At 42.3% G+C, this 20,013-nt stretch carries 17 protein-coding genes and 1 tRNA gene; 10 read left to right on the top strand and 8 right to left on the bottom strand.

Translation table 11 applies throughout. The features are described 5' to 3' along the window. The first annotated feature begins 71 nt into the window (after positions 1-71). Complete coding sequence (locus tag O3Q51_00900; protein ID MCZ4407348.1) at positions 72-3,089, top strand: T9SS type A sorting domain-containing protein; 3,018 nt, start codon at positions 72-74, stop codon at positions 3,087-3,089. Between the two features lie 63 nt (positions 3,090-3,152). Further along, complete coding sequence (gene gap, locus O3Q51_00905; protein ID MCZ4407349.1) at positions 3,153-4,157, top strand: type I glyceraldehyde-3-phosphate dehydrogenase; 1,005 nt, start codon at positions 3,153-3,155, stop codon at positions 4,155-4,157. Here gap and O3Q51_00910 read toward each other — a convergent pair. From O3Q51_00910 to lpxK, 5 genes are read right to left on the bottom strand one after another with little or no spacing between them, the layout of a single operon-like run. Then, on the bottom strand, positions 4,132-4,899 hold the full coding sequence (locus O3Q51_00910) for a UDP-2,3-diacylglucosamine diphosphatase (protein MCZ4407350.1): 768 nt from the start codon (positions 4,897-4,899) through the stop codon (positions 4,132-4,134). The two genes, gap and O3Q51_00910, sit on opposite strands and share 26 nt — an antisense overlap. Positions 4,900-4,902: 3 nt before the next feature. Next, complete coding sequence (locus O3Q51_00915; protein ID MCZ4407351.1) at positions 4,903-6,033, bottom strand: TlpA disulfide reductase family protein; 1,131 nt, start codon at positions 6,031-6,033, stop codon at positions 4,903-4,905. Beyond that, positions 6,030-7,496 carry an Asp-tRNA(Asn)/Glu-tRNA(Gln) amidotransferase subunit GatB gene (gene gatB, locus O3Q51_00920; GenBank protein MCZ4407352.1) on the bottom strand — a complete coding sequence of 489 codons (1,467 nt, stop codon included), beginning with the start codon at positions 7,494-7,496 and terminating at the stop codon, positions 6,030-6,032. The genes O3Q51_00915 and gatB overlap by 4 nt, the downstream gene beginning before the upstream one ends. Then, positions 7,493-8,311 carry a purine-nucleoside phosphorylase gene (locus tag O3Q51_00925; GenBank protein MCZ4407353.1) on the bottom strand — a complete coding sequence of 273 codons (819 nt, stop codon included), beginning with the start codon at positions 8,309-8,311 and terminating at the stop codon, positions 7,493-7,495. Before O3Q51_00925 ends, gatB begins: the two co-directional genes overlap by 4 nt. After that, on the bottom strand, positions 8,308-9,333 hold the full coding sequence (gene lpxK, locus O3Q51_00930) for a tetraacyldisaccharide 4'-kinase (GenBank protein MCZ4407354.1): 1,026 nt from the start codon (positions 9,331-9,333) through the stop codon (positions 8,308-8,310). Before lpxK ends, O3Q51_00925 begins: the two co-directional genes overlap by 4 nt. Positions 9,334-9,365: 32 nt before the next feature. Between lpxK and O3Q51_00935 the strand changes: the two genes are divergently transcribed. Together O3Q51_00935 and O3Q51_00940 are read left to right on the top strand one after the other, a co-directional pair. Continuing rightward, positions 9,366-10,463 carry a Nif3-like dinuclear metal center hexameric protein gene (locus O3Q51_00935; GenBank protein MCZ4407355.1) on the top strand — a complete coding sequence of 366 codons (1,098 nt, stop codon included), beginning with the start codon at positions 9,366-9,368 and terminating at the stop codon, positions 10,461-10,463. A 5-nt stretch (positions 10,464-10,468) separates the two neighbouring features. Next, positions 10,469-11,263, top strand: a complete 795-nt coding sequence (locus O3Q51_00940) for a hypothetical protein (GenBank protein ID MCZ4407356.1) — start codon at positions 10,469-10,471, stop codon at positions 11,261-11,263. 60 nt (positions 11,264-11,323) lie between these two features. Here the strand turns inward: O3Q51_00940 and O3Q51_00945 are convergent, their stop codons facing one another. After that, a complete protein-coding gene (locus tag O3Q51_00945) occupies positions 11,324-12,814 on the bottom strand; it encodes a hypothetical protein (GenBank protein ID MCZ4407357.1) in 1,491 nt (496 codons plus the stop codon). Positions 12,815-12,828: 14 nt separating this feature from the next. Then, entirely contained in the window at positions 12,829-14,100 is a 1,272-nt protein-coding gene (locus tag O3Q51_00950; GenBank protein MCZ4407358.1) for a hypothetical protein, read from the bottom strand. A gap of 147 nt (positions 14,101-14,247) precedes the next feature. Here O3Q51_00950 and proS point away from each other — a divergent pair, with 147 nt between their 5' ends. From proS to O3Q51_00965, 3 genes are all read left to right on the top strand, one after another. Further along, positions 14,248-15,723 carry a proline--tRNA ligase gene (proS, locus tag O3Q51_00955; GenBank protein ID MCZ4407359.1) on the top strand — a complete coding sequence of 492 codons (1,476 nt, stop codon included), beginning with the start codon at positions 14,248-14,250 and terminating at the stop codon, positions 15,721-15,723. A 2-nt stretch (positions 15,724-15,725) separates the two neighbouring features. Next, positions 15,726-16,421 carry a hypothetical protein gene (locus O3Q51_00960; protein MCZ4407360.1) on the top strand — a complete coding sequence of 232 codons (696 nt, stop codon included), beginning with the start codon at positions 15,726-15,728 and terminating at the stop codon, positions 16,419-16,421. Positions 16,422-16,499: 78 nt separating this feature from the next. Next, positions 16,500-16,571, top strand: a tRNA-Glu gene (locus O3Q51_00965). A 280-nt stretch (positions 16,572-16,851) separates the two neighbouring features. Here the strand turns inward: O3Q51_00965 and O3Q51_00970 are convergent. Further along, entirely contained in the window at positions 16,852-17,460 is a 609-nt protein-coding gene (locus tag O3Q51_00970; protein ID MCZ4407361.1) for a 2,3-bisphosphoglycerate-dependent phosphoglycerate mutase, read from the bottom strand. Positions 17,461-17,613: 153 nt separating this feature from the next. On the opposite strand from O3Q51_00970, the gene rpsT reads away from it, so the two are divergent. The 3 genes from rpsT to O3Q51_00985 all read left to right on the top strand — a co-directional run bounded on the left by rpsT (position 17,614) and on the right by O3Q51_00985 (position 19,985). Continuing rightward, the gene (rpsT, locus tag O3Q51_00975) at positions 17,614-17,865 is read left to right on the top strand and encodes a 30S ribosomal protein S20 (protein MCZ4407362.1); all 252 of its coding nucleotides are present in this window, start codon (positions 17,614-17,616) and stop codon (positions 17,863-17,865) included. Positions 17,866-17,966: 101 nt separating this feature from the next. Then, positions 17,967-18,665, top strand: coding sequence for a DNA repair protein RadC (gene radC, locus O3Q51_00980; GenBank protein MCZ4407363.1), 699 nt, complete (start codon positions 17,967-17,969; stop codon positions 18,663-18,665). A 21-nt stretch (positions 18,666-18,686) separates the two neighbouring features. Continuing rightward, positions 18,687-19,985 (top strand): polysaccharide deacetylase family protein, encoded by a 1,299-nt coding sequence (locus tag O3Q51_00985; protein MCZ4407364.1) that lies wholly within the window; start codon positions 18,687-18,689, stop codon positions 19,983-19,985. The last annotated feature ends 28 nt before the right edge of the window (positions 19,986-20,013 follow it).

Raw genomic sequence — 20,013 nt, forward strand, 5'->3', positions numbered from 1 at the left:
ACACGGTATAGCTTTTTTGTTAAATTTACCCCACTTTAAGCTTGCGAAAAACTGTATTAAAATCAAAGAGTATGAAAATTAAAAATTTACTCATTACCCTAGGGTTAGCTTCAATTGCCGGTATTGGCTGGTATGTTGTGAATGAAGATGGGCAGGAAGCTCCCGCATACATCCCGCGTAGCGACTACAATACAGTAGCTGCTGGTGCAGAAGGGGCTTTTGAGTATTATCGATCCATCAAAGCCAATATTTACACAGGCGAAATTGAGAGTGAGGACATCTTAAAAATGCAAAAAGCATTGGAAAAGATGAATATGCCCAGAGCGAAGAACGATGAAATCGAATGGGAGTCTATGGGTCCCAATAATGTAGGAGGTAGGACTCGTGCCATTTTGCCGTTAAACGAAAACGCCAATTCTTTGTTGGCTGGTGGAGTTTCAGGAGGTGTGTTCAGAACAGATGACGCAGGTTTGAACTGGAGCCTAATCGAAAGTTTTGATCCATATTTAATAGTGTCGTCTATGGCCCAATTGGGTAATGGTGCATTATACGTAGCAACGGGTCACAGTCGAGAGCAAGCAAATGGAAGCGGAGGTTCTGGTTTTATTGGAAGAGGATTGTTCGTTTCGAATGACAATGGTACTACTTGGGAAGTTGTTTCTGATTTCGAACCATCTCCTTACAATACTAGTTCCAATTGGGCCAATATTGACGTTATAAAAGCAGACCCTGCCAATCCTGACAGATTATGGATTGGTAATAATTTCGGGTTGTATCCTTATACTCACGGTGATATGACATTAGGGGACACTCCCGAAGGAATTATTAATGGATCAAATGTCAAGGACTTAGACATATCTGCAGATGGCCAAACCATCGTTACAATAATGTCAAACAGACTCTACGTATCAAATGACGGTGGAGAGACTTTTACTCAAGCTAACTGCAACAGTTGTTTCTCAGGGTTCCCTGAAGGAGGTTTTGGAACGGCTGAAATAGCAATTTCACAAAACAATCCCGATTATATGTATGTCTCCTTGGCTCAGCCTAACGGATTTTTGCTGGGGATTTTCGCATCCGTTAATGGCGGGACCATCTGGAATACAATTGCCCCTCCCGGTCTTTCGGGTGGTGTGCTTTCACAGTTCACCCCTTTCTATAATGGTCTTTCTGCTCAAGGATGGTATGACAACATGCTTACCAGCGTTCCAAGCGATGATGTTGAGCAAGTGCTTATGGGTGGAATTCGCATGTGGAGATGGGAATTGGCAGGAACGACACCTGGTATTACCGCATGGGAGGAAGTAAACGCCAACTTTGCTTCGTTCCCGGGAGGTCCTCCTAGTCCTATTTACGTGCATTCAGATATTCACAGTGACGCTTGGGATTCTCAAGGCAGACTGTACATTGCTTGCGATGGTGGAGTTTTCCGTTCAGACAACAATGGTCAGACATGGGCTGCTTTGAATCAAAATTATACGACGACTCAATTTTATTCTATTGCCTTTAATCCTTTTGGACAAGTTTTGGGTGGCTTGCAGGACAATGGATCTCTTTGGCTAAGTCTAGAAGGTGTGAATCCAAAATTTGCTCGGCAGTTTTCTGGAGGAGATGGTTTTTCATGTGAAATTTCACAATTTCTCCCTGATTACATGTTTTCGACTCTTTACAATGGAGTTGTCTTCAGGTCTACTGATCGCGGACAGAGTGTTTTCCCGATGGAAGATCTGGCTGCTGAATCAGGTGGGGGTGGAAATGACTTCAATACAGATATTGCATTGCATGAGAATCCAAATAATGAGAATTCTGAAATATTTGTAGAGTATATCCCTGCTATAGATTCTCCTTATCTAGAGATGCTAAGCGAACCAGTAGTTACTGACGCTGGAGATACAATAATAGCTAGGATTCCTGCCAATACAGAGGTGCTCGTAGAGGCAGATAACAATGATTATCTACTAAACTACACGACTACTGAGGATGTGAATTTTTACTCTTATTACCAGAGATTCGACGAAGATGGTGAAGTTCTTGAATTTCATGACATTGCTGATACAGTATTGGTTCAAGAAAAGCCTCAATTCTTGTTAGCTGCAGCTTTGTCAAATGGAGTTTATGTTACACGCCAACCGTATAAAACGAACGGTGTACCCCGGTTTTACCAAGTAGATGATATCGTGCCTGGTTCCCCTACAAGTGTGGAGTGGTCACCTGATGGAGACCATCTATACGTTGGTTATTCGGGGGGAACGTTGATTCGCTTGAGTAACTTCAATAGCGCTTGGACAGAAGACCAGTTGGAATTCGATAGTGAAGAATCCGTAATTGAAAGAACCATTATTCATTCAGGTTCTGGTGCTATTACTGACATTGAAGTTGATTATTCTGAAGGACGCGGCGCAGACGCTAGTGAAAGAGTGGCTATTTCCGTCGGTGGATATGGAGGCTCAGGAAAGATCAGAGTTTCTGATCAAGCAGCTTCCGTTGTTGGAATAGGAACATTCGATAATGTATGGAATGTTCCAAGTGAATTCACAGGAATGCCCGCATATACAGTTATGATGGACGTAGAAGATCCTGAAATTCTTCTAGCTGGAACAGAATATGGAGTTTGGTATAGTGGTGACAGCGGTGAAACTTGGAGCGAAGCTAATAATGGAGAGATGCCTCGAGTTCCTGTTTACGACTTGCGTCAACAAAAGCGAGAAGCATGGAATGTTGCTAATAGCGGGGTAGTTTATGCTGGTACTCACGGACGCGGCGTATTCAAGTCAAGCTACCTGCTCACACCAACGAGTGTAGAAGATATTGTTGATGACGCACCAGTTCTCAATGAGTTGAAAGTATTCCCTAATCCCGTTACATCCCAAGCAAGTGTATCGTTTGATCTTGGTACTTCCGCTGATATTGAAGTTTACATCTACAGTATTGATGGAAGACTCATTGAAGCATTCCAAGAGCAACGTGTAGGAGCAGGAGTTAATCGACAAATTCAATTCGATGCTTCTGATTATTCACGAGGTCAATATATCTTACAACTTAGAGTTGGAGAGACATGGAATAGTGCAAAATTTGTAGTGACGCGCTAGACCGATATAATTATCAATTTTAGGGGTGGCTCAGAGTTTTCTGATCCACCCTTTTTTATTTCTATGAAAAAAATAAAGGTTGCGGTAAATGGTTTCGGTAGAATCGGGCGATGTTTTACCAGACGCGTCTTTGAAGCTTATTTTGACCAAATTGAGATTGTAGCGATAAACGATCCCGGATCGATAGAAGCCATCAGTCATCTTTTGAAATATGACAGCGTTCAGGGTACCTGGTCCCATGGAGTGGAATATCATCTTGATTCCCTCTTGGTGGATGATATAGCGGTACCTGTTTTCCATGAGCGATCACCTGGTGCCATTCCATGGAAGAACCTCGAACCGGATCTTATTTTAGAGAGTACCGGTAAATTCAAGACAGTTTCAGAGGCATCCGTTCATTTAGGGAATGCCGATAAGTGTCTGATCAGCTCGGTGTCTGTAGACGAAGAAGTTAAGACGATTGTGCTAGGAGCTAACGAAGACATCTTAAGACCGTCGGACCGACTAATATCCAATGCTTCATGTACCACAAATTGTGCGGCACCGTTGGTGGACATTATAGACAAAGTGCTCGGTATAGAGAGCGGCTATATCACCACGGTGCATAGTTATACAGGTGATCAGGCTTTGCATGATACGATGCATAATGATCTCAGGCGAGCAAGGGCGGCGGCTTTGTCAATTATCCCTACCACAACGGGCGCTGCAAAAGCGATAACAAAGATTTTTCCCCATCTCGAAGGACACCTGGGTGGAGCAGGGATTAGAGTCCCTGTGCCCAATGCCTCTCTAACAGATGTGACATACTCTGTTAAGAAGAAAGCAACAGCTGAAGAGATTAATGAGCTATTCCTAAACGCGAGTAAATCAGCATGGAAGAACTATCTGGAATACACGGACAAACCCTTAGTCAGTTCAGATATTATTGGGAATACACATTCGTGCATTTTTGATAGTCAGTTGACCTCTGTTGTGGGTAATCTGATAAAAGTGGTCGGATGGTACGATAATGAAATGGGATACGCATCGAGGCTCTGTGACCTTATCGTTTATTGGAATAAATTGTAGGATTGGTTCCGTAGCTTTTCAACTCTACCTTTTCTTGGTATACCGCATAGGTATAATTGTTAATCCAGTCGCCAAGATTTATGTATTCACCACCATTGCTCAGCTCAATCACCATCGGCAAATGGCGGTGGCCAAAAATGAAATAATCAATATGTTCTTTTTCTGCGATTTCATTTGAATAAATCGCGAGCCATTCTTCTTCAGCACCCAAGAATACTTTATCACTTTCTACTCCTTTTTTTCTGCTCATTCTAGAGAAGGAATTGGCTAGTCCAATCCCGAAATTAGGGTGTAGTCGGGCGAAGAGCCACTGGCACAGACCCGACCGAAACACCTTCTTAATGAACTTATAACCGTGGTCACCAGGACCTAAACCATCACCGTGGCCGATGTAGAATTTTTTGCCGTTCAAGGTTCTTTGAATGGGCTCTCGGTGAATCTCCACCCCAATTTCATTCGGGATATAATCGAAAATCCACATATCGTGATTTCCGATAAACCAATGAACTTTTGTTCCGGAATCTACAATCTCGGCGAGCTTCCCGAGGATACGCACATGTCCTCTAGGGACGACCGTTTTGTATTCAAACCAAAAATCGAATACATCGCCAAGAATAAAAATCTCCTCAGCCTCGTGTCGAACTTCTTCAAGCCACTGAACCACCTTTTTTTCTCTCAAAAGGCTTTCTTCAGGTGAGGGAGCACCCAAATGAAAATCTGAAGCGAAGAAGTATTTCTTCATTAATTATGTGTTGAATATCTCATCGAGTTTTTGCTCCAATGCAGCTCCTCGAAGTTTGGTTGCAATCACTTTTCCTTCAGGGTCTATCAAGACCGTGAAAGGGATGCTTTTTACATTATAAAGATCGGCCGCCGCTGATTGCCAATATCTCAAATCACTCACGTGAGGCCACTCCAGTTTATCCTTCGCGATGGCTTCGATCCATTTTTCTTTATTTCTGTCGAGCGAAACGCCGAAGATTTCGAAATTTTCATTCTCATATTTCTTGTACATCCGAACGACATTCGGATTCTCCATACGGCATGGCTTACACCAAGAAGCCCAAAAATCTATCAAAACATAATTTCCCCGAAGGTCTGTAAGTTTGATTATGTCCCCTGCCGGATTCGGTAATGCGATTTCCGGTGCTATTGTCCCTGGTTCTAGCAGGTTTTCAAGTCGCAATTGGTTCTCCATGCTTGCGATTTGATCACTCAGATTATCAAAAAAATAGTTCCCTTGCAGCTTCGTCGAAAGAGCATCTCTTACCGTTTTAAAGTGTTCAAGGTCTTCCTTCATGTTTAGTCGTTGCAAAGCCGTGAAGTTTGCAAGTTTTTCAGGATCACTATTTATAAAATCAATCAAGTAGTCTCTGTATTCTTGTCTTGCTTGATTGTATGAGTTTCCTAACTCAACTCTTTTCTCACTCTCCCCGGTAGTAGCAGAAGAACGCAAGGCAGTCATCAAAGAGTCCAGTTCTTTTTCGAAGGCTGTCGTAATTACCAGAAGATCTCGCAAGCGCTCACTTTCTTCGCTTCCCGAAATAGAGTAGGTCTCTCGAAGTTTTTCTGCGCTTCCATCTATTTGGACATTCGAATTTGTACTGTCTAAAATCAAAATCATCGAATTATCCTCACTCAAAGCGAGCGTGTAGAAATCAGGTCTGCCCGCTTTAAACTCAAGTTCAAAGTTTCCATTTGGATCTAAAGCAACATTTCTGAGGGTATCAGGTATTCCGTTGGTATAGCCAATCAAAGAAACAGATTGCCCATTGGCATCAGATATGTTCCCTGAAATAGTATTCACCTTTGGTTGATTTTCACAACCAAATAAGCCAGCTGTAATCAAAACGAGTAGGATCAATCTAATTCTCATTTTTCAAGTAGTTTTCTCAGAATTTCACTGGCCATTTTAGGGTTGGCCTTTCTATTTGATAGTTTCATCACTTCTCCCATGAATAGGCCTAGAAGTCCTTTGTTTCCATTTTTGTAGGCTGCAGCTTTATCAGGAAAAGCGGCTATAGCCTGTTTGGCTAGTACTTCTAGTGAGTCGTCATCACTTTCTTGCAGTAAGTTTTCGCTTTCTGCAATTTCAGCAGCGGTTTTATTCGATTGCTCAATAAATTTCGGGAATAATTGTTGGGAAGCGGCGGAATTACTGATCTTGTCTGAATCGATTAAAGCAATAATCTCAGCAATTTGAGCGGGTTTTAACGGAAACTCTTCAATGGCAGTTGCCGATTGATTTAAATGAGACTTTATTTCTCCGATCACCCAATTGGCAGCAGCTTTGTAGTTTTTTGTATGCCCGATCAAGTCATTAAAATAAAGGGCTATCGGCTTTGACTCGATCAAGATTCCCGCATCGTACTCTGATAGCTGAAGCTCATTAATGTACTTCCTAAAGAGCTCGTTGGGTAGGGGAGGCATGTGTTCTTTCACTTTATCAATATCTGACTGCTCAAGCGTGAGTGGTTGGATATCTGGTTCGGGGAAGTACCGGTAATCATGCGCATCTTCTTTTCCTCTAAGGGCAAAAGTAGTTCCTTGCACCGCATCGAAGCTTCGGGTCTGCTGAATGATTTCTCCACCGTTTTCCAAAATTTCAATCTGGCGCTTCATCTCAAATTCGATGGCTCGCTGCACATTTCGAAGGGAGTTCATATTTTTTACCTCGCAGCGATTTCCGAACTTCTTAGAACCCCTTAGCATAACGGAGACGTTAGCATCACAGCGCATACTACCCTCTTCCATGTTTCCATCACAGACTTCAAGATACCTCACCAAGCGTCGAATCTCAGCCAAATAATTGTACGCCTCTTCTATTGAGCGAATGTCGGGTTCCGAAACTATTTCCAAAAGAGGTACTCCTGCTCGATTTAAATCAACCAGTGTGTTGAATGGATCTTGGTCGTGAATGCTCTTACCGGCATCTTCCTCTATGTGAATTCTGGTAATCCCAATTCGTTTGATATCGTTGTTAGCATCCTTCACATCTAAGAAACCGTCTGTGCAAATCGGTGTGGTGTCCTGAGTGATTTGATAGCCTTTCGGCAAATCCGCATAGAAATAGTTTTTTCTAGCGAAATGCATGGCTCTGGTGATGGAGCAATTGGTCGCAAGGCCCAGTTTAATGGCATATTCAATCACTTTCTTGTTCACCCTTGGCAAAGTCCCAGGGTGTCCTAAAGTAAGAGGGGAGGTATTTGAATTTGGGAGACTGCCGTAAGAGTTTAAATCTCCCGCATAAGCCTTTGATTTGGTCAATAGCTGGGCGTGAACTTCAAGTCCTACTACCAACTGGTATTTTTCTAAAATTTCTATTCTTTCTTCGATCATAGCTTTTCAATCACACCTTCGAAAATTTGTACCATTTTGGAAGATGATGCATTTGCAGCTCGAACTACGTCAGCATGAGTCGTTTCGACAATTCTACCTTCTACTCCTAAATCCGTTATTACACTGATTCCAAAACATCTAACACCCATATGCCGAGCGGCGATTACTTCAGGGACTGTGCTCATCCCAACTGCATCAGCTCCTATAATGCGCACGTATTTGTATTCTGCCGGTGTTTCGAGACAAGGTCCGGACAAGCCCGCGTAAACTCCTTTTTGAACTGATATACTCTTTGCTTCTGCCACACCCTCTGCTACCTGAATAAGTTCATGGTCATATGCCTGACTCATATCGGGAAACCGAGGCCCCCACTTATCATTGTTAGGCCCCATTAGTGGGTTAGTGGGGAAAAGGTTGATGTGATCACTGATAATCATCACATCCCCAATTTCGAAATTCGGATTCACTCCCCCACAAGCATTCGAGACCATAAGGAGATCAATTCCCATTAAAACCATAATTCTTACAGGAGCTACTACTTTGTCCATGGAATATCCTTCGTAGAAATGAAACCTTCCTCTCATCGCCAGTACAGTTTTACCGCCGAAATCGCCAAGGATAAATTCCCCCTTGTGACCGACTACAGTAGATTGAGGAAAGTCAGGGATCTCACTGTAGCTAATTCTTTTTTTCACTGATATTTTCTCGGCTACGGCATCCAAGCCTGAACCTAAGATTATACCTACTTGAGGCTTAAGTTCTCCAAAGTGTTCCTTTAGAAAATTGAGTGAATTATTCAGTTGAGTCTCGTTCATATCGATCGAATCATGGCGTTGAATCTTTCTGAATCACTGCCAAAGTCTGTTTTAATTTTCCAATACAATACTCGAATATGATTTTCATTGAAAAAATACACGTGAGTTTTAAGTCGTTGCGCATCTTTTTCGGTAGTGAGTAGCGTTGGTTTTTCAGGCCCAAAAGTATCAATAAAATCGCGGAGCTTAAACAGTTCTTCAGAGCTAAACTCGTGATGGTCTTGAAATTCGAAGTGCCTGATAATATTGAACTGTTTTTGAGCTTCTTGTTCGAAAGGCAGCGGATTTGCGATAGCTGATAACAGAACCACATTTGAAAGATCAGACGAATCGACCCTATCAGATTTCAGGTCAAATATTTGACCGTATGAGATTGCTGAGAAAAAGATGCTTTGATTATTCGCCCTTAGCTTGGCTACCAATTGGTTTTTTTCTTTTTGATTCGTGTCTAATGGTGTTTTTGTCACCACTATGGCCTGCGCGCTTTTACTGCGTTTTTTGATGTCTCGAAGATTTCCCGCAGGTAAAAGATAATCTGACGTGAAAGGTCTATCCCAGGTGGTCAAAAGAAGGTAGAAGTCTGCTTTTACTTTTCTGTGTTGCATGGCATCATCCAGAATGACCGTTTCTATGTCGGGATGATTGGTTCTTAAATATTCCAATCCTCTGGCTCGGTCTTCATCCACCAACACGAAGAGATGTGGATGATTATTCTTGAGAAGCAACGGTTCGTCGCCGCACTGATTGGCTTGCATTGAGTCGTCAACGACCAATGTTCCTTTGGTTTCTCGGCCATAACCTCGGCTCAGTATTGCAACTTTATCGGTCCCTAAAAGCGATACGATATAATCTGCCATCGGAGTTTTGCCAGTGCCTCCAAGGCTAAGGTTTCCCACCACGATTGTCTTCTGGGAAGGCTTATAAGACTTTAGAATTCCCGTGTCATACAATAGATGACGCAAGCTCAATATAAAGCCATAAACCCAAGCGAACGGTAATAAGAGCTTTCGTAATTCCTGCATTCCTTAGCTTTGTTCGAAAGAAAGGATCAAATATGCCACAAATTAAAGATATATGCATCTACCTAGAGCAATGGGCTCCACCTGCATATTCAGAGTCTTATGATAATGTAGGGTTGCTAGTTGGTGACAGAGATAAAGAAGTCAATGGTATTCTGGTTAGTCTCGATTGCACTGAGGCCATAATTGATGAGGCCATTGAGAAGGGCTGTAATTTGGTGGTTTCACATCACCCCATAGTTTTTAAGGGGCTGAAGAGCCTTACCGGCAAAACATATGTAGAACGCACCATTTTGAAAGCGATAAAAAATGGAATCGCTCTGTATGCTATACATACCAATTTGGATAGTGTCTTGACAGGTGTTAACGGAAGGATTGCTGATCGACTCGAATTGGTCAATCGCACCATATTAAACCCTAAAAAAGGGGGACTCAATAAGCTCACGGTTTTTGTACCAAAAGAGGATGCCGAAAAAGTGAGAACGGCCTTGTTTAAAGCTGGCGGCGGAGTGATTGGCAATTATAGCAGTTGTAGTTTCAACGTAGAAGGTACAGGCACTTTCCGTCCCGAAGATGGTGCTAAACCAACAATTGGTGCTATCGGAAAAACCCAAATGCAAGAAGAATCCAGAGTTGAAATTATGTTTCCTGGCTACTTGTCTTCAAAGATGTTGGCCGCAATGTCGGCCTCTCATCCCTATGAAGAAGTAGCTTATTACTTGCATTCACTCGAGAATGAAAATCAATATGTAGGGTCAGGGATGATAGGTGAGCTTTCTGAAAAAATGGAAGCTTCCGATTTCTTGAGTTTTTTGAAAGATTCAATGGAATTAAAGGTCGTCAGACATACTAAGCTCCTTCAAATGGATATTAAAAGGGTCGCGATATGCGGTGGGTCAGGTAGCTTCTTGTTGGGAGATGCCAAACGGTCAGGAGCCGACGTTTTGATCACAGGTGATTTTAAATACCATGAATTTTTCGACGCAGAAGGTGAGTTGATGATCGCCGATATCGGACACTATGAAAGTGAGCGATTTACGATTGATCTAATTGCAGATTATCTACGCGAAAATTTTACTACTTTTGCAGTCCGTTTAACGGAAGTGAATACTAATCCAATCCATTATTTCTAATATTTATGGCAACAGCTAAATCCAAAAAAGGCATATCTACTGAGGATAAGCTAAGGGCGTTATACAATTTGCAACTCATTGACTCACGAATAGATAAGATTCGTACGGTTAGAGGTGAGTTGCCATTCGAGGTTCAAGATTTGGAAGATGAGACGGAAGGATTAGCTACTCGTCTTGAGAAAATGGAAGCAGACAAGAAGTCGCTGGAAACGGAGATTTCTGACAAGAAGAATTCCATCACTGAAAGCAAGGCACTCATCAAGAAATACAAAGAGCAGCAAGACAACGTTCGGAACAACCGAGAGTTTGAGTCTTTGAATAAGGAACTTGAGTATCAGGATTTGGAAATCAAATTAGCTGAGAAAAAGATCAAAGAATTCCAAGCTCAAATTGAAACCAAGAAAGAAGTGATCGACAACACCCGCGAGGAGCTTGACGGTCGCAAGAAAGACTTGGATGTTAAGAAGAAGGAGCTGGACGAGATTGTTGGCGAGACCAAGAAAGAGGAAGAAGCTTTATTGAAAAAATCAGATGATGCCGGTAAGAAAATTGATGAGCGACTTCTAAAGGCGTACAAAAGAATCAGAAATGGTTCGAAAAATGGTTTGGCTGTTGTGCCAATCGATCGTGAAGCTTCTGCCGGTTCTTACATCAAAATTCCACCGCAAAGACAACTCGACGTTGCTGCTCGTATGAAGATTATCGTTGACGAACACAGCGGACGAATCCTTGTAGACAAAGAACTTGCTGACGAGGAGAGTGAAAAGATGGAGGCAATTTTCAAGAAGCTTTCAAAATAAAGACAACACTCTTTACCGATAGAAAAAATTGAAGCCATTCCATTGAGAGTGGCTTTTTTATTACATCCTTATTCCAACGGTAAGGCCGAATACACCTTGCGTGTTCTCTAGCACAGCTCTATTTAAAATAGTGTAGTCGTAAAGTTCATTAAAAGTAGCCCGAGAGTAAGATAGATCTACATACCAGGCAGCCACGCGGTAGCCTAAGCCAAAATTGATTTCTTGTCGACTCAGGTTTTCGTCTGTTTGCTGCTCATTGACGGTTATTGGATTGGCAAAGTAAGCAAAGCCTCCTCTCGCTGAGAAACTTTTCGTAATTCTATACTCTCCTCCTATACGGTAAATATTTGATGCAGAGTAGGCTTGTGAAATGAATTCGTTTATGCCTGAAAAAAAATCAACATTGCTGGAGTTCGAATTTCTCAATTCACCACCGCTGAAATTGATTCTTTCATATTGGGCAGAAAGTATAGCCTTCTTGCCGATCACTCCTGCCACACTTCCCATAAAATGCCAAGGTGTTCTGATACGGTACTCGAAAAAACCTGCGTCACTTTGAGCTTCTATTGTCTCTGAAGGATTTTGATATCTGGATCGAATATCGGACGTGAAATTATCCGTCATTGAAAAGACTGTGGGAGTTCTCACCGAGGCACCAAATCGAAGATTATCTAATTTGTAAATAAACCCGAGTCGAGCATTTACGCCAAGCCCTTCACTTTGCAGGCGTTCTGTAAGCGTAAACCCTGAAAAATCTGTTTCAGGTTCTCCAACAGGGCGCTCCTCAGTTTCGGTGATACTCTCGTATGAAATATCTTGGAATCCGATCCCAAATCCCAAATAAAGCTTGTCGTCGTAATTAGCTCCGATCGTTAATGCCGTTTCAGATAATCGGCCATCTCTTTCTGCGGTCTGTGTTGTCTCTATTAGCTCGTCAGGATCAAATCCCATAACATAGTTACCATCATCGACCGGAATAAAATCACCGTCATCGTTTTCCTCAAAGTTGGCATTATCAATCACAATGGCATCCCAGGCTAAACCAGCGCTAAAATCATTTAGTTCGTCGAGTAAGCTGCCATTGGCTTCTTCTAAAAAGTCTCCTGCCAATCCATCAATGGCGAGAGATTGACCGGTCAACCTAGTGATATCATTGAATGTATTAATCCTATTATACGACACTGAGAAATTAACCGATTTCCACTTCGGATGATCAATTTCATTGGCCAAAACAAAGCCCAAGTTGTTCACGACCATCTTAGACTTGGAATCTTCTCTTGACGAGAAATCAGTCACGGCATTTATTGAATTGAATTCGTAGCCTGGAGTGAAGCTAATTTCACCAAACCGAAATACTGCTACACCTGCAGGGTTTATATGGAGCGCCGACATGTCCCCGCCTAGAGCTCCAAAAGCTCCTCCCATTGATTCAAAACGTGCAGTGCCGGCAAAGTAATTCGCGGTGTACCTTTGCACATCAGCGTCATTTTGAGCGTAGGATGTTAGGGCAGCGCTGAAGATCAGCGTCGCGAATAACATGAATTTTTTCATAATGAGCGTCTTAGTTATCTTCTTCTACTACCGCTTCCGCCTCCTGTGGAACGGCTCGGAGAAGAAGTGCCTGGAGAACTATAGGTTGATCTGCTTCTCGAAGGACTACTTGTGGAAGGAGATGTCGTTCTTGACCTCGTCGGTGAACTATAGGACGAGTTTCCGCTTCTACTCGAGTTGTATCTGTTGCTTGAGTTAGATCGATTGTACCTACTGTAGTCAGGAGTCTGCTGAGTAGAGGTTTGTCTTTCCCTTTGGCGAGTGTATGGTGAGGTCACCTGACTTCGTCTAGTATTCCTATCATCATCATCCCCCATTCTGTTTTGTGTTGAACGGTTGACTCCATCAGGTTGGGCATACTGTCGGCTATTTGTTCTACTATAATAGTCAGTGTTAGCATCAGTCCTTACAGGGCGAGTTCGACCAGCGCTTGCCTCTTGAGATGTCGCTCTATCTCTAGTGGTTGTTGCGTTATTTGACTTCGGGCCATCACCTTGTGCGGCACTGCCTCTTCGATTAGATGTTGTGCTCACTGCTCCGCCTCTTGAGTTGCGACTACTACTGCCCGATCTCGGTGTGTTTTGAAAACCTCGCGAGTTTCCACTTCCATCAACGATTATCACGCCTGAACCGTAGTAAGGATTGTATCCATAAGGGTAATAGGGGTAAGGATTGTAGGCCATATAAGGATTGTACCATGGGCTGAACGGATCATACATTCCCCATGTAGCACCCCATCCCATTCCCATTCCGAAGCCTGGACGTCCCCAAGGACTGCAGCGGCAAAAAGGATCGAAAAAAGGATCACACCACCTGTTACCCATCCAAGGATTTCCCATTCCGACGCCTATTCCAAAACCAAAACTGTTAACTCCGTTAAACGAATTCATACTCATGTTTCCATAAAAACGTGGGTTCATGTTGTTCGCGAAGGCATCGCTGTAAACATAATCTTGATCTTCGTCTCTGTGAAAATTCTCTATTCGATTGGCATAATCAGGGTCGTAGTAATCTTCAGACTCCTCATCTTCGTTAGACTTCTCTTCGAACTCGGAAGAAGGTTTCTCCGCTTCATCTACAAAGGGGCTTTCACCGTAGTAACTGCTTTCAGCACTATTGGCTCCGAGAAATTCGTTCGGATCGTAGGACTGTGAAGCTGTTTCTCTAGGTGCGGGTGCGTAGTACAGATCATCATATTCCTCTAACTGAACCAAATCCTGATTCGTAGAACAAGATGCAAGGAGAATTAACGTCACTATGCTTAAAATATATATTCTTGTGTTCATGATCATATCTGTTATTATAACTTATCTCTAAGTTAAAAAGTTTATTTTCGGCAGCCCTAACAAATTTAGTTCAGCCTTGAAAGTTCATACTCGATAGTGCAATAATTATTCCAATTCAATAGCTCAAAAACTATTCCAAGTTTACTCATGGGAAACAAGCTTACAAAACGAACAGACAATTATTCTTCGTGGTACAATGAAGTTGTAGCCAAGGCAGATCTTGCAGAGCATTCTGAAGTCAGAGGATGCATGGTAATTAAGCCTCATGGTTTTGCCATTTGGGAAAAGATCCAAAGACGATTGGATGAAATGTTTAAAGAAACAGGTCACGTGAATGCCTACTTTCCTCTTTTTATCCCAAAGTCTTACTTTTCTAAAGAGGCCTCCCATGTTGAGGGTTTTGCCAAAGAATGCGCTGTTGTCACTCATTACCGTCTAAAGAACGCAGAAGATGGCAGCGGTGTTGTAGTAGATGAAGATGCTAAGCTCGAAGAAGAGCTGATCGTAAGACCTACCTCAGAGACTATCATCTGGAATACCTTCAAAGGTTGGGTGAAGAGTTACCGAGACTTGCCTCTGTTGATCAATCAGTGGGCAAATGTCGTTCGTTGGGAAATGAGAACCCGCCTCTTTTTAAGAACTGCGGAATTTCTTTGGCAAGAAGGTCATACGGCTCACGCTACTGAGGCAGAGGCCATAGCAGAAGCTGAAAAAATGCTCGAAGTCTACGCTACTTTTGCAGAAGAGTGGATGGCTATACCTGTGATTAAAGGGGTAAAAACAGAAAGCGAACGATTCGCAGGTGCTCTTGACACCTATTGCATTGAGGCCCTTATGCAAGATGGAAAAGCTCTTCAAGCGGGAACGTCTCATTTTCTTGGGCAAAACTTCGCCAAAGCGTTCGATGTGAAATACGCTTCGAAAGAAGGTAAGGAAGAGTATGTTTGGGCCACTAGCTGGGGAGTTTCAACAAGGCTAATGGGAGCACTGATAATGACTCACAGCGATGATAATGGGCTGGTATTGCCTCCAAAGCTAGCTCCGATTCAAGTAGTGATTGTCCCTATTTACAAAAGTGAAGAACAGCTCGAGGCGCTAAGAGGTAAACTTAATCCGCTGGTCGATGGGCTGAAATCGCGTGGTCTGGCAGTGGTTTTCGACGATGATGATAATCGTAAGCCAGGCTGGAAATTCTCAGAGTATGAGATGAAAGGAGTGCCTGTGCGACTCGCTATGGGCCCTCGTGACTTGGAAAACAACACCGTAGAAGTTGCCCGAAGAGATACATTGACGAAAGAATTTATCTCTTTTGATGAAGTGGAAGATAGGGCGGTAGAACTCATGGATACCATTCAAAAGAATCTGTTTGAAAAAGCATTGAAATTCAGAGAGGAAAGTACTGTTTCTGTTGATGACTGGGATGAGTTCCGAGATGTGATCAAGAATAAAGGTGGATTTGTTTTGGCTCACTGGGACGGAACAGCCGAAACTGAGGAGCGCATCAAACAAAAAACGAAAGCAACGATTCGCTGCATTCCGCAAGATGCAGTGGAAGAGGAAGGGAAGTGCATTCTGACTGGGAATCCCTCCTCACGCCGAGTGCTTTTCGCGAAAGCGTACTAATCATGGAAACGGACAAAATCAAAGCTGAGGTACTGGAAATCATAAAGACCAAATCTTCGCTCAAGCGCGATGTTTTCGAATTGAGCAAAGAGCGCTTTAAGGTTTTGAAGAAGTGTATGCATGAGTTAGTAAATGAACTCGGAACTGAAATTGATTCAGAGGACCCCCGATTGGAGATCAGCTATAGAGATTTGGGCGATTATTATGCGCAAATGACCATAGCCGGCGATACGCTCATGTTCGCTTTACATACCAATGTTTTCTTCTTTCCTGATTCAAGTCCACATTGGGATACGCATTACCTAAAAGAGAATGTGGGCAGAGGATATTGCGGTACCATTCAGGTCTACAATTTCTTAGCCGACAGTGTTCGGTATAATCGCCAACAGGATGCGGGTTATCTCATTGCCAGGCTTTTTCTCAATGCCGAGAATCATTTTTTTGTAGAAGGAAAGAAGGAATTGGGTCCGATGTTTAATGATTTCATTAATGATGAGTTTACTGAAGATCGGATTATGAATTTCCTTAACGCAGTGGTAAGGCATTCGCTCAATTTTGAGCTTTATGTACCTACTTACAATACTGTATCTCAAATTACTTTGGGTGACGCAAATAACCTAAAGGATAATATCAGTTTGAAAACAGGCAAAAGGCTTGGTTTTCAGTTTGGAATCAACGAGGATTCCATTGAAGGATAATTTTTTTGCACTAACCAATTTGCAAAAGAAAAAAACCTTCTATATTTGCACCCGCTTCTGAAAAGAAGTCCCCAAAATGGCCCGTTCGTCTAGGGGTTAGGACGCCAGGTTTTCATCCTGGTAGCAGGGGTTCGAATCCCCTACGGGCTACATCAAATCACCCTCAACGCGAGTTGGGGGTTTTTTTATGCCCAACTCCTAGCCAGGCTTGCTTGAGCGCTAGGAGTTGGGCATAAAAAAACAACTACGACAAGGCCGTAGCTTGAGTTGATGTATTTTATCAAAACGATCCCAAGGATCACTCAGATGCAAGAAGGAGTAATTTTCTCTCAAGAAGATATTACCAACCTTGATGAGCGAAAACGTCTGACATAAAAAAAGCCACTGTTTTCACAGCGGCTTCCTATTTAATTGGATTTTTTAGAAAGAACTACCTCAAAAACTTCGAGCTCAACACATTCAAATCTTCATCCAGCTCGTACACCTTCGGCACTCCTGTTGGAATCTCCACATTCAGAATTTCTTCCGGGCTAAGTTTATCCAATTTCATGATTAAAGCACGCAAGCTGTTTCCGTGAGCAGCGATGATCAATTTTTCACCAGCTTTAATTTTGGGTACGATCTCATTTTCGAAATAGGGTAGGACGCGGGCTGCGGTATCCTTAAGGCTTTCGCCACCGGGAGGTTGAACATCGTAAGACCTTCTCCAGATATGAACTTGCTCATCACCGTACTTGGCTCGGGTATCATCTTTGTTCAGTCCTTGAAGGTCTCCATACATACGCTCATTCAGGGCTTTATCTTTGGTGATCGGGATATCTTCTTGTCCCGTCTTTTTCAATATAATATCCAAGGTCTTATTGGCTCGCATTAAAACGGAAGTGTAGGCCTCGTCAAACTTGTAGTCAGCGAGAAGTTCTCCGGCTTTCTTCGCTTCTTCAACTCCTTTTTCGGTAAGATCTACATCAACCCAACCTGTAAACTTATTTTCCTTATTCCAAACACTTTGTCCGTGTCTAACCAATACCAATGTTGCCATTTTCTGAATTTTTCTCAAAACTATAAATCTTAATTGCACCAGACCATTCTTCGCCCTATTTTATTGATATTCGCCTTCGATATTTTTTCTTTGCATCACGAAAAAGATTTCTATATTTGCACTCCATTTTTGAGAAGATAAAAAGTCCTACACATGGCAAATCATAAATCAGCATTAAAGCGTATTAGATCTAGCGAGAAGCGAAGAGTATTAAATCGCTACCAGCACAAGACGACTAGAAACGCTATCAAGAAGCTAGAAGAGCTCAGCGACAAAAAAGAAGCTGAAAAGTTGCTTCAAGACGTGAAGTCAATGATCGATAAGCTTGCTAAGAAGAATATTATTCACAAGAATAAGGCGGGAAACCTTAAATCGAAGTTAACAAAGCGCGTTACTTCTTTATAAGTTTTACCCTTCTAAGAACTCTACCCTTTCCGATGTTTCGGAAAGGGTTTTTTTATTTAGCCATGGCCGTTATCTAAAAATCATTTATTTTCATACTGGTTATGAAAGTTATAAGTGAGATATCGGGAATCAAATCTTGGGCTGAAGACGACAGGCCGAGGGAGAAAATGATCAAAAAAGGGCGGCATGCACTGTCCGATGCAGAACTCGTTGCGATACTTCTCGGGTCAGGTACTAAAAAGCTCACAGCAGTGGATGTGGCGAAGCAAGTACTGGCTGCATACAAGAATAAGCTTCATGAACTTGGCCGCTTGGGTATTGATGACTTCAAAAAATTCCCCGGGATAGGAGAGGCCAAGGCAATAACCATTATTGCTGCATTGGAATTGGGGCGAAGACGACGCTCTGAAGAGCGTCTGGAGAATGCCAAAATTTCCTCAAGTAAAGACATTTATGCTTTATTAGCTCCCAAATTAATCGATCTCGATCACGAAGAGTTTCACATCCTATTGTTAAGTCGATCCCATAAGGTTAAGGATCAAATTTGCATTAGTAGAGGAGGTATTTCGGGAACGGTCGTAGATCAACGATTGATTTTCAAACCCGCATTGGAAAAGCTGGCATCGGCTATAGTCCTTTGTCATAATCATCCCAGTGGTACCCTTTATCCAAGCGAACAGGATAAAAGACTCACTCAAAAGCTCGTGAAAAGCGGATCCATATTAGACATACCCATTTTAGACCATCTCATCTTTACTGATGAAGGCTATTTCAGCTTTGCCGATGAAGGATTGTTGTAGATTTGACCGATTCGTATTTCCATGATCAACATTCTTACTAACTTCCAATCACCCCGATTGACCTACGTTTCAGATACCATCTTTAAAAAATGGTTGAAGTTGGATTATAGGTTTGTTTCATCAGCTGATAATGTATCCCAGGATTCTTGTTTGATCACATATGGCAATCATTCTGTAGAAGGAAGTATCAATATTTATTGTGAAGGATTGCTTTCCGAGTCGGTTTTGCGTGATGAACTTCCTCAGGTATTCGTTTCTGAAGAGATTCCGTTGATTTTTGAGGCAAGTAATGCCAAAGGCTTTGAACTTTCTTACGATCTTTTTTCAGCAGTTTTTTTCTGTTTGAGTCGCTATGAAGAATACGTTAACACCAATAGAGACGAACACGGTCGATTCAAAGCAGAAGACTCTATCTTTCATGAGTATAACAGAATACCATATGTGGATAAGTGGGTTCATTCCCTCCAAAATTTACTAGAAAAAAAGCTTCCAGGATACAAGAACCCAAGGTCTTTGCGCTGGTTGAGCACGATGGATATGGATATCGCCTTTGCCTTTAAAGGGCGAAGTTTGACCCGAAAGATTGGGGCTACGGGTAAGGACATATTAGGTCTAAAGGTCGATCGGTTGCAAGAGCGAATTTCCGTCTTATCTGATCAATCAGCTGATCCGTATGATACTTACGAGCTGTTCTTGCGTGATGATGGGGCCGATACAAAGCGTCTTTTTGTCCCTGTTGGTGATCGAAGTCGTTTTGACAATAATTTGAGTGTCACGAACTCATTTATAAAACAACATATTTCGGCACTTGGTAAAAAAGTAAGTATTGGTTTACATCCTTCTTATCAATCTCTAGGCAATACTGAGGTGATCAGGAAAGAAAAAGAAAGGCTAGAGCTTACTTCGGGGTTGAATATCACGTATTCGCGCCAGCATTTCTTGCGGTTTACTTTGCCTGATACCTATATACAGCTCGAGTCATTGGGTATGGAAAAGGACTTTTCCATGGGATTTCACGATGAGATAGGTTTTCGATCAGGAACAGCCTTTGATCATTGTTTTTATGACCTATTGAACGATACACCTCTTACTATAGAAATCGTTCCTTTGATAGCGATGGATAGCGCTATGAAAAATTACATGAAGCTTTCTACTAAAGAGGCGCTTAAAGCAATAGAACAACTACTCACGGGGATGAAAAAAACAGGAGGAATCTTTACAACGGTCTGGCATAATCACTCATTGAGCGATACGGAAGACTGGAAAGGTTGGCGTTCTGTTTACCTGTCCACCTCTAATATGGTACGATCTCATCGATAATTCTTTACTTTCGTCAAAATTCGCTCAA

The organism is Cryomorphaceae bacterium 1068, assembly GCA_027214385.1.
Taxonomy (GTDB): Bacteria; Bacteroidota; Bacteroidia; order Flavobacteriales_D; family Cryomorphaceae; genus JAKVAV01.